The organism is Spirillospora sp. NPDC048911 (assembly GCF_043198015.1).
In the GTDB taxonomy this organism is placed as follows: Bacteria; Actinomycetota; Actinomycetes; order Streptosporangiales; family Streptosporangiaceae; genus Spirillospora.
Genome location: NZ_JBICUD010000017.1, coordinates 21,520 through 30,660, shown reverse-complemented (window position 1 = coordinate 30,660; position 9,141 = coordinate 21,520). Strand labels below are relative to the sequence as shown.

Genomic DNA, 9,141 nt, shown 5'->3' with positions numbered 1-9,141 from the left:
AAGGCGCCCGAAGCCGCTGAGCGGAGCGAAGCAATGAGACACGGCGTCAGATTGGGCGTCGATGTGGGAACGGTCCGCATCGGCGTCGCCCGCTGCGATCCCGGCGGGATCCTCGCGTCTCCCCTGGAGACCGTGAAGCGCGGCAAGGGCGATCTCGACCGGCTGGCCGAGCTGGTGGCCGAGCACGAGGCGATCGAGGTCGTGGTCGGGCTGCCGACGTCGCTGTCGGGCCGGGAGGGCCCGGCCGCCGAGGCGGCGCGGCAGTTCGCGGGCAGGCTGGCCGGGCGGCTCCCCGCCGACGCGGTCCGGCTGTACGACGAAAGACTCACCACCGTCACCGCCGAGAGCGGCCTGAGGGCCGGGGGAGTCCATGGTCAGGCGCGCCGGAAGGTCGTCGATCAGGCCGCCGCGGCGGTCCTGCTCCAGGCGGCCCTCGACGGCGAGCGGTTGACGGGACGCCCCCCAGGCGAGATCGTCCGGGAGAGCTCATGAACGAACTGGATCTCTTCTCAGAACCGAACGGCCCCGATCAGTACGGCCAGGGCCACGATCCCTACGCCCAGGGCCATCTGGCGGACGAGCGGCTCAGCCGCGGTGCCCAGCGGCAGACGCGCAAGAAGCAGAAGCGCAAGAAGCAGAGCGGCCGCGCGGCGGTGTTCTTCGCGCTGGCCTTCATCGTGGCGCTGGTCGGCACCGGCGGCGTCTTCGGCTTCGCCTGGCTCGACAACCGTCTCCACCCGCCGGACTACGAGGGTGGCGGCGACGGGAATGTCACGGTCCAGATCAAGGAGGGCGACAGCGGCTCGGCGATCGCGACGACGCTCCAGTCGCACAACGTCGTCAAGAGCGTCCGGGCGTTCGTGAAGGTGTACGGCAACGAGCCCAAGGCCGACAAGGTCCAGCCGGGCTTCTACCAGATGCGCCTGCAGATGTCGTCCAAGGCCGCGATGGCGCTGCTGCTCGACCCCAAGTCGCGTTCGGGCAACCAGCTCATCGTGCGCGAGGGCATCCGGAGCCTGGAGCTCTTCCAGGAGCTGCAGAAGAAGACCGGCATCCCCGCCGCCAAGTTCCAGGCCGTGGCGGCCAACACCAAGGGACTCGGCCTGCCGTCGTACTCCGGCGGCAAGCTGGAGGGCTACCTCTATCCCGGCCGCTACGACATCAACCCGAACGCCACGCCGCGGCAGATCATCAAGCAGATGGTCGACCGCTACAACAAGACCGTGGCCGACCTCGACCTGGAGGCCAAGGCCCGGCGGGCGAAGATGACCCCCGCCAAGGTGATCACGATGGCCAGCCTGATCCAGGCCGAGGGCGGCAAGACCGACGACTTCCCGAAGATCGCGCGGGTGATCTACAACCGGATCAAGATCGGGATGCCGCTGCAGTTCGACAGCACGGTCCTCTACATTCTCAACAAGCGCACCCTGAACGTCCGCGAGGGGGACATCGAGCGAACGCGGTCGTCGCCGTACAGCACGTACGGCAACAAGGGACTCCCGCCTGGGCCGATCTCCAATCCCGGCAAGGACGCGATCGAGGCCGTCATGAACCCCACGCCGGGCGAGAAGTGGATCTACTTCATCGCGACCGATCCCACCAACCAGGTCACCGAGTTCGCCGAGACCGAGGCCCAGTTCAGAGTCCTGGAGGCCAAGTTCCGGGCGTGGCAGAGGGCGAACCCAGGCAACTGATGACACGCAGGGCCGCGGTGCTGGGCTCACCGATCACGCATTCCCTGTCGCCGGTGCTGCACCGGGCGGCGTACGCGGCGATGGGGCTGGACTGGTCCTACGACGCGATCGAGTGCGACGAGGCGGGCCTGCCGGCGTTCCTCGGCGGGCTCGGCGGCGGCTGGGCCGGGCTGTCGCTGACGATGCCGCTCAAGCGGACCGCGCTGGGCCTCGTCGACACCGTGTCCGAGCTGGCGGTGGCGGTCGGCGGCGCCAACACGATCGTCCTGCGCGACGGCCGGCGGCACGGCGACAACACCGACGTGTACGGCATCGTGACCGCGCTGACCGAGGCGGGCCTCGGGACGCCCTCGTCGGCGGTGGTCCTGGGCGGCGGCGCGACCGCCGCCTCGGCGCTGGCCGCGCTGTCGCGGCTCGGGCTGAAGGAGGCCGTCCTGGCCGTCCGCGATCCGGCCCGGGCGGGCGAGGCGGCAGGGGTCGGCGAACGGTTCGGGCTCGACGTGCGAATCGCCACGCTGGACCTCGTCGCCGAGCAGCTGCCCGCCGGACTGCTGTCCGCCGACCTGGTGGTGTCGACGTTGCCGGGACGCGCCGCCGACGCGTTCGCCGAGCCCGTGGCCGTGTCCGGCTCCGCCCTCTTCGACGTCGTCTACGCGCCCTGGCCGACCGCGCTCGCCGCCGCGGTCGAACAGGCGGGCGGGGTCGCCGTCGGCGGCTTCCCGATGTTGCTGCACCAGGCCGTCCGGCAGGTGGCGATGATGACCGGCCGCGACGACGTCCCCGTAGAGGCCATGCGCGCCGCCGGCGAAGCCGAACTCGCCCGCCGAGCCCAACCCCACCCCTGACGCCGCGCCGGGGGCCGGCTAGCGGGTGGGTGGGGGAGGGGGTCTCTTGCGGCGCATCGATTCCTGGATGATCGACAGCATGATCGGCAGGCTGACGCTGAGCCAGAAGTCCCGCCACTCCCAGGTGCCCGTGATGACGCCGATGAGGCTGGCGAGGCCCACGCCGATGAGCAGCAGTGTCGTCCAGTGCCGTCGCAACCGGGCCGCGACGTCGATCCGGTGGCGCCGGGGCAGCAGGGCGGGGACCGAGCTGCCCCGGGCGTGCGCGCGCTGGATCACCATCGCGTCGGGAAACCAGTGCAGGATGTCGCCGGGCTGAGCCGGCAGGAGACGGGCGAGGGAGGTCAGCGCCTCCATGCGCCAGGTCAGCATCCACAACGAGGACCGGCCGGTGCCGGGATACCCCGCCCACGGCGGGTCGGCGACGCCTCCGTCCGCCAGGGTCCGGAACGCGCGGCTGACCAGGTCGCCCGGCACGCCGCGCGGATCGCGCAGGAGCGCCATGAGGGCGATCGGCAGCCCGTAGTGCCACAGGGCGAGTCGCCAGACGGGCTTGGAGCCGGGGCCGCTGGGGGAGACGTTGTAGGTCTCGATCCAGATGTGCTCGTCCTCGGTGTCGAGGTTGCCGCGGAGCCAGTCGTACGCGGCCAGCAGGCGGTCGTCACCGTGCCCGGGCCGCGCCTCGGTCCCGGCGCGCGCCTCGGCGAGGGTCACGAGCACGAACGAGGTGTGCGTCACCGTGGGCTGGGCGTTCGGGGTGGGGCCCCAGGCGGGCCGGTGCGCGGTCCGGTCGGCGGTGAGCCACTCGACACCGCGTTCGACGGCGGGGTCGTACGGGTTGAGCTGGGTCAGCGCGCGCAGGGCCAGGCAGGTCGGCCAGATGCGGGACGGGCTGTTGCGCAACGAACCCCAGCCGCCGTCGGGGTTCTGGTTCCGTACGAGCCACCGGTAGGCGCGTCCGATGTCGGGGGCGTCCGGCCGCAGGTCGCAGCGCGCGCGGGCCAGGAAGCGCGCGATCCACGCGGTCGCCTCCACGACCGGCATGCCGAGGCTGGTCTTGGTGGACCAGCCGCCGTCCTTGAGCGGATCGCTGGAGGAGATCTGCCGGGACGTGAGGAAGGCGAGGCACTCGTCGAAGTGCTCGAAGGGACGTTCGGCCTCGACGAAGGCCAGCAGGCCGAGCGCGGTCGCGGTCGTGCCCGGCTCCGGCCGGGTCAGCTCGTGGTACCAGCCGCCCCCCACGCCGGGGAGGGGATTGGTGGTGTACGAGTCGCGCAGGATGTCGAGGGAGTCGTTCAGGCGGGCCCCGAGGACGGCCGTGTCGATGACGGACGGCAGGGCCGCGCCGGGAGCCGGTTCGGGGGTCGCCGCCTCCGCGGCGGCGGGGGTCATGGGGAGGTTTTTCACTGTGGCCCGCTCTCTAGGGCCTATGTTCCCGTTCCGCCATGAATCTGCACCCCTCCTGCTGGATGGGTCTATCCATCGCGCACACCAGATGGGTCAAGGGCTGGGCACCCTGTGTAGCGACGGCTCACGAGAAATCATCCAAAATGCGGTGTGGCGGGCCGTGCCCCTGGAGGATGTGATGCGCACGGACGCGGTGCATGACTGCGTGCTGTGTCCGCCATTGCGGTTCCGGTTCAACGCGATGGTGGACCTTCCCGGCGAGGCCGCGGTGCTCGCGGCCGACGACGACTTCTTTCTGATGCCCGACCTCGCCCCGATCACGGAGGGGCACCTGCTGCTGGTGACGACGGAGCATCACCAGTGCGCGGGCGCGTTCGGGCGGGCCATCTGGGCGCGCGCCCAGGTGTGGCGCGACCGCGTGGCGCGGATGTACCGGGACGTGTACGGCGGCGACGACCTGCTGCTCTTCGAGCACGGGCCCGGGACGGCGCAGGGCGGCGGCGCCTGCATCGACCACGCGCATTGGCACCTGCTGCCGTCGGGCTCGGGCGTGCGAGCGATGGTGGAAGAGCGCGGGCTGCCCGGCGAACCCGCCTCGTACGAGACGGTGCGGCGGCACTTCCGCGCCCGCCGCTCGTACCTGCTCGTGGAGGAGCAGGGGACCACCACGGTCCATTCGGGGGACGGCGTGCCGAGCCAGTTCCTGCGCTGGGCCGCCACGGTCGCGCACGACGAGACCCTGACCGGTGGTCCTTGGCGGTGGCAGGAGACCTTCGGGCTGCCCGGCAGCCGCGAGCGGTTCCTGCGCACGATCGAGGCGCTTCAGCCGCGCGAGCGCGCCGACAACCACCAGTAGAGCTCGCAGGACGCGAGCCGGTCACCGAATCCGGCGCGTTCCACGCCCTCGCCGTAGCCCGAGGCGTACTCGAGCAGAAGAGGCCGGCCGCCCTGATCCCCGCGGTAGGCCAGCACGTTCTCCAGATTGGTCTCGCCGAAGCGAAGCAGCCACAAGGGCCGCCCGCAGACCGAGCGGTCCAGGAGCGGCGGCAGCTCGCGGACCTCGGCGGACTCGACGGGCGGGGGTGCTCCCAGCAGCCGCGCCAGCGTCGCGGCCTCGGTGACGATGACGTCCGTGAGGGCGAGCAGCGGCAGGATCTCGCTCACCGGCACCCGGCCGTCGATGTCGTGCGGGACGAGGTCGAAGGCGACCAGCGTGCCGCTCTCGTTGGCGATCCGCGCGGCGGCGTACGTGGCGGCCCGCGAGATCGGCGACAGCAGCGCGTACCCGTCGAGGAAGACCGCGTCCGCCGTCCGGATCTCCGCGGCGGCGCGCCGGACGTCGGCCTCCGACAGCCACCGGCTCGGCGCGTTCTCGGCCGCGACGAGGAGCCGCACGCCGGGCCACGGCGGGGAGTCGTCGCGCACCATCACCGCCACCCCGTTCGGCATCCCGGTCTCGACGCGGCAGAGGTCGCGGACACCGAGCCGTCCCAGCTCGCGCCGGATCGCCTCGGTGTGGTCGTCGTCGCCGATCTTGGTGAACAGGCCGACCCGCCGGAAGTACCCGGTGGCGCTGCGCGCCATGTTGACGGCCGTCCCGGCGACGACCGCGCTCGCGTGCGCGTAGGCCAGCCGGTCGGCGGTCAGGTCGGCGAAGCGCAGGCCGCGCAGCTCCGCCCGCACCTCCAGCCGCACGTCACCGACGACGAGCAGGTCGAAGCGGCGGTCGGCGACCCCGTCCAGGCCCGGCCATACCACCGGCGGGCGGGCGGTGGCCTCGGCGGTCCCCATGCCGGCGTCAGCGGTGCTCGGGATAGAGGCGGAGGAAGGCCCGGACGACCGGGCGCAGGCTCGGGATCAGCTCGTAGCCGCCGAGCTCGGGAAGCGGTACCCAGGCGGGCTCGTCCAGATGGTCGTCCGCCGTCTGGTGCTCGACGCTGACCTGCGTGGTGACCGGCCGGCAGAGCCGCGCCGTGGCCACCACCCGCACCTGGCCCGCGCGGTCGCCGGACCCCGGGGGCGCGTCGGTCATGAACCACTGCCAGAGGTGGAACGGCGGGCCGGGGTCGATCTTGAGCCCGACCTCCTCCCACACCTCGCGCCGGATGTGGTCGTCGAGATCGAGATCGTCGGCCACCTCCAGCCGGCCGCCGGGCACCTCCCACCGGCCCGGGTGATGCGGGTCCGTGGCCGACTTGCGCACCAGCAGCAGGCGGCCGTCACCGTCGAGGATGAAGGCCTTCTGGGCGAACTCGAGCCGGATCGGCGGGGTCGCGCGCGGCGCGGCGGTGGCGGCGGCGCCGGACCTGAAAGCACGCATCGGGGGATCTTTCCGTTCGACCGACCTCGGCGGTCCGTCGTCACCTCACGGTAGCAAGCCGTCCCCGGCCCGCACCGGCCCCGCCTCCGGCACATGCCCGTCACCTCCCGCAGCGGTCCCCGGGAATTCACGGAGATGCTCCGTCGTTGATCGGGATGGCGTGCCCCACGCCGATTCCGACGTCCCTGCCCGGGCGGTGGATGTCTCAGTAGTGCCCACCAGGTGCTAGTCTTGGTGGCTGACCGGCTTTGCGTGGTGTCCGAAACGGGCACCGGGCAGAGCGCTCAAGCGGAGGCCACCTCCCACCTGACCGGCCGACAGGGCCGGTGGGTTCTCGGTCCGGCAGACCGACGCCCCGGCGTCCGGTCCGCCATCGCCCTCGGCGGCCCCTGGCCCCGAGGCGACCGAAGGTGGCCCCGTGTGCGAGTCGTACGGGGCTTTTCTTCGTGGAGAGCCTGGGGTACGACCGGTCCTAGAACTTGAGTGACGGCCCCAAGGAGGTCCCATCAGCGCCGAACCGCGTATCAACGACCGCATTCGCGTGCCCGAGGTCCGGCTCGTCGGCCCGAACGGCGAACAGGTGGGCATCGTGCCCATCGCCAAGGCCCTTGAACTGGCGCGCGAGTCGGATCTCGACCTCGTCGAGGTGGCGCCTACCGCGCGCCCGCCCGTCGCGAAGCTCATGGACTACGGCAAGTTCAAGTACGAGTCCGCGATGAAGGCGCGTGAGGCGCGGAAGAACCAGGCGCACACGGTCATCAAGGAGATCAAGCTCCGGCCGAAGATCGACCCGCACGACTACGAGACCAAGAAGGGTCACGTGGTGCGGTTCCTCAAGGCGGGCGACAAGGTCAAGGTCACGATCATGTTCCGTGGTCGTGAGCAGTCCCGCCCGGAGCTGGGCTTCCGGCTGCTGCAGCGGCTGGCCGACGATGTCGAGGAACTCGGCTTCGTCGAGTCGCGGCCCAAGCAGGACGGCCGCAATATGATCATGGTGATCGGTCCGCACAAGAAGAAGGCGGAGGCGAAGGCCGAGGCCAAGGCCGAGCGCGCCGCGCGCGACGAGGCCGCCGCCGCTTCGGACGAGCCCGCCTGACCGGCCTCGCCAAGGCCACCGGCCCGGCCGCGAGGCCGAGCCTGACGTGATCCTGCCTCGGCAGGATCGTGACGCACGTACATTGAGCCTGACCAGGCGCGTCGCCATGTGAATCGTGGGATGCGCCCGATCAGGCACGCCCCCGTGCCATCGCGGGGGCGCAGAGGAGAGGGAGACGACGGCGACCATGCCGAAGACCAAGACCCACAGTGGTGCCAAGAAGCGCTTCAAGCTGACCGGCTCCGGCAAGGTGATCCGCCGCCGCGCCAACAAGAACCACCTGCTCGAGCACAAGCCGACCAAGCGCACCCGCCGCCTGGACGGCACCGTCGTGGTGGCCCCGGCCGACGCGAAGAACATCAAGAAGCTGCTCCGCAAGTAAGCAGCCGACGACCAGTAGTCCGTACGACCGGCCGAGGCCCGAGGCCCCGGCCCCCACGAAGGAGTTCATCACGTGGCACGCGTGAAGAGGGCGGTCAACGCCGCCAAGAAGCGTCGGGTCGTCCTGGAGCGGTCGAGCGGCTACCGCGGCCAGCGGTCGCGTCTGTACCGCAAGGCCAAGGAGCAGCAGCTCCACTCCATGACGTACGCCTTCCGCGACCGCAAGGACCGCAAGGGCCAGTTCCGGCGCCTGTGGATCCAGCGCATCAACGCCGCGGCGCGCGCGAACGGCATGACCTACAACCGGTTCATCCAGGGCCTGAAGGCCGCCGAGGTCGAGGTCGACCGCCGCATGCTCGCCGAGCTGGCCGTCAACGACGCCGAGTCCTTCGCCGCCCTGGTGAAGGTCGCCAAGGCCGCGCTGCCCGCCGAGGGCAGCGAGGCCGCCTGAGGCCGGCATCAGACCGACGGGCGATCGAGCGACGATGGCGGGCCGCGAGCTGACCTCCCTGCGTTCCCCGCGGGTGAAGGCCGCTCGGCGGCTCGCCAAACGCGCCTTCCGGCGCCGCGAGCGCCGGTTCCTCGCCGAAGGACCGCAGGCGGTGCGCGAGGCGCTGCGGATCCCTGGCGGCCTGGCGGAGCTGTTCACCACCGCCGAGGCCGAGTCCCGCCATCCCGAGCTGGTCACCGCGGCCGAGCAGGCGGGTGTGCCGGTGCTGCGCGTCAGCGGCGAGGTGATGGCCGAGCTCGCCCAGACCGTCACGCCGCAGGGGCTGCTGGCGGTCTGCGAGTTCGTCGACGTTCCGCTGGCCACCGCGCTGGAGTCTCGGCCGAAGCTGGTGACGGTGCTCGCCCACGTCCGCGACCCGGGCAACGCCGGCACCGTGCTGCGCACCGCCGACGCCGCGGGATCGGAGAGCGTCGTGTTCACCGACGCCTCCGTCGACCCGTACAACGGCAAGTGCGTCCGGGCGTCCGCGGGCAGCCTCTTCCATCTTCCCGTGGTGGTCGGGCCGCGCTTCGAGACGCTGATCACCGACCTCAAGCGGGCCGGTCTCACCGTGCTGGCGGCCGACGGCGCGGGCACGCGCACGCTGGACGAGGCCATCGACGACGGGCTCCTGGCCAGGCCGACCGCCTGGGTGTTCGGCAACGAGGCCTGGGGTTTGCCAGACGAGATCCTGCGGCATGTGGACGATGTCGTGCGGGTGCCCATCTACGGCCGTGCGGAGAGCCTCAACCTGGCCACCGCCGCCGCCGTCTGCCTGTACGCGTCGGCACGGGCCCAGCGCACCGCCTGACCCCGTCCCGGCCGGCCACGGGCAGGGCGGGACGCTCGGAACGGCCCGCGAGTTCTCGGATCCACTGGCCGTATGCGGTCGCGTTCAGCGCCGTTCA

11 protein-coding genes are annotated in these 9,141 nt (G+C 71.6%); 8 read left to right on the top strand and 3 right to left on the bottom strand.

The features are described 5' to 3' along the window. Nucleotides 1–33 precede the first annotated feature (33 nt). The 3 genes from ruvX to ACGFNU_RS48210 are packed head-to-tail and all read left to right on the top strand — an operon-like array spanning nt 34 to nt 2,539. Complete coding sequence (ruvX, locus tag ACGFNU_RS48220) at nt 34–492, top strand: Holliday junction resolvase RuvX (protein WP_392603633.1); 459 nt, start codon at nt 34–36, stop codon at nt 490–492. After that, nucleotides 489–1,694 carry an endolytic transglycosylase MltG gene (mltG, locus tag ACGFNU_RS48215; RefSeq protein ID WP_392603490.1) on the top strand — a complete coding sequence of 402 codons (1,206 nt, stop codon included), beginning with the start codon at nt 489–491 and terminating at the stop codon, nt 1,692–1,694. The genes ruvX and mltG overlap by 4 nt, the downstream gene beginning before the upstream one ends. Beyond that, nucleotides 1,694–2,539 (top strand): shikimate dehydrogenase, encoded by an 846-nt coding sequence (locus ACGFNU_RS48210; protein ID WP_392603489.1) that lies wholly within the window; start codon nt 1,694–1,696, stop codon nt 2,537–2,539. Before mltG ends, ACGFNU_RS48210 begins: the two co-directional genes overlap by 1 nt. A gap of 18 nt (nt 2,540–2,557) precedes the next feature. Here the strand turns inward: ACGFNU_RS48210 and ACGFNU_RS48205 are convergent, their stop codons facing one another. After that, nucleotides 2,558–3,931, bottom strand: a complete 1,374-nt coding sequence (locus ACGFNU_RS48205; protein ID WP_392603488.1) for a prenyltransferase/squalene oxidase repeat-containing protein — start codon at nt 3,929–3,931, stop codon at nt 2,558–2,560. 193 nt (nt 3,932–4,124) lie between these two features. Between ACGFNU_RS48205 and ACGFNU_RS48200 the strand changes: the two genes are divergently transcribed. After that, nucleotides 4,125–4,802: an HIT family protein gene (locus tag ACGFNU_RS48200; protein ID WP_392603487.1), complete on the top strand. Its 678-nt coding sequence runs from the start codon at nt 4,125–4,127 to the stop codon at nt 4,800–4,802. Here the strand turns inward: ACGFNU_RS48200 and ACGFNU_RS48195 are convergent. Together ACGFNU_RS48195 and ACGFNU_RS48190 are read right to left on the bottom strand one after the other, a co-directional pair. Further along, nucleotides 4,769–5,737: a carbohydrate kinase family protein gene (locus ACGFNU_RS48195; RefSeq protein ID WP_392603486.1), complete on the bottom strand. Its 969-nt coding sequence runs from the start codon at nt 5,735–5,737 to the stop codon at nt 4,769–4,771. The two genes, ACGFNU_RS48200 and ACGFNU_RS48195, sit on opposite strands and share 34 nt — an antisense overlap. A gap of 7 nt (nt 5,738–5,744) precedes the next feature. Further along, nucleotides 5,745–6,266, bottom strand: a complete 522-nt coding sequence (locus ACGFNU_RS48190) for an NUDIX domain-containing protein (RefSeq protein ID WP_392603485.1) — start codon at nt 6,264–6,266, stop codon at nt 5,745–5,747. A 505-nt stretch (nt 6,267–6,771) separates the two neighbouring features. Here ACGFNU_RS48190 and infC point away from each other — a divergent pair. The 4 genes from infC (at nt 6,772) to ACGFNU_RS48170 (ending at nt 9,044) form a co-directional block, all read left to right on the top strand. Continuing rightward, nucleotides 6,772–7,362 carry a translation initiation factor IF-3 gene (gene infC, locus ACGFNU_RS48185; RefSeq protein ID WP_392603632.1) on the top strand — a complete coding sequence of 197 codons (591 nt, stop codon included), beginning with the start codon at nt 6,772–6,774 and terminating at the stop codon, nt 7,360–7,362. Between the two features lie 187 nt (nt 7,363–7,549). Then, nucleotides 7,550–7,744, top strand: coding sequence for a 50S ribosomal protein L35 (gene rpmI, locus ACGFNU_RS48180; RefSeq protein WP_392603484.1), 195 nt, complete (start codon nt 7,550–7,552; stop codon nt 7,742–7,744). A 72-nt stretch (nt 7,745–7,816) separates the two neighbouring features. After that, nucleotides 7,817–8,194, top strand: a complete 378-nt coding sequence (rplT, locus tag ACGFNU_RS48175) for a 50S ribosomal protein L20 (protein WP_151569078.1) — start codon at nt 7,817–7,819, stop codon at nt 8,192–8,194. Between the two features lie 34 nt (nt 8,195–8,228). Further along, the gene (locus ACGFNU_RS48170) at nt 8,229–9,044 is read left to right on the top strand and encodes a TrmH family RNA methyltransferase (protein WP_392603483.1); all 816 of its coding nucleotides are present in this window, start codon (nt 8,229–8,231) and stop codon (nt 9,042–9,044) included. Nucleotides 9,045–9,141: the final 97 nt, after the last annotated feature.

Excerpts from the sequence above, each read along its gene's own strand:
- ruvX (WP_392603633.1), top strand. The coding sequence starts at position 34 with ATGAGACACGGCGTCAGATTGGGCGTCGATGTGGGAACGGTCCGCATC.
- mltG (WP_392603490.1), top strand. The coding sequence starts at position 489 with ATGAACGAACTGGATCTCTTCTCAGAACCGAACGGCCCCGATCAGTAC.
- ACGFNU_RS48210 (WP_392603489.1), top strand. The coding sequence starts at position 1,694 with ATGACACGCAGGGCCGCGGTGCTGGGCTCACCGATCACGCATTCCCTG.
- ACGFNU_RS48205 (WP_392603488.1), bottom strand. The coding sequence starts at position 3,931 with ATGACCCCCGCCGCCGCGGAGGCGGCGACCCCCGAACCGGCTCCCGGC.
- ACGFNU_RS48200 (WP_392603487.1), top strand. The coding sequence starts at position 4,125 with ATGCGCACGGACGCGGTGCATGACTGCGTGCTGTGTCCGCCATTGCGG.
- ACGFNU_RS48195 (WP_392603486.1), bottom strand. The coding sequence starts at position 5,737 with ATGGGGACCGCCGAGGCCACCGCCCGCCCGCCGGTGGTATGGCCGGGC.
- ACGFNU_RS48190 (WP_392603485.1), bottom strand. The coding sequence starts at position 6,266 with ATGCGTGCTTTCAGGTCCGGCGCCGCCGCCACCGCCGCGCCGCGCGCG.
- rpmI (WP_392603484.1), top strand. The coding sequence starts at position 7,550 with ATGCCGAAGACCAAGACCCACAGTGGTGCCAAGAAGCGCTTCAAGCTG.
- ACGFNU_RS48170 (WP_392603483.1), top strand. The coding sequence starts at position 8,229 with ATGGCGGGCCGCGAGCTGACCTCCCTGCGTTCCCCGCGGGTGAAGGCC.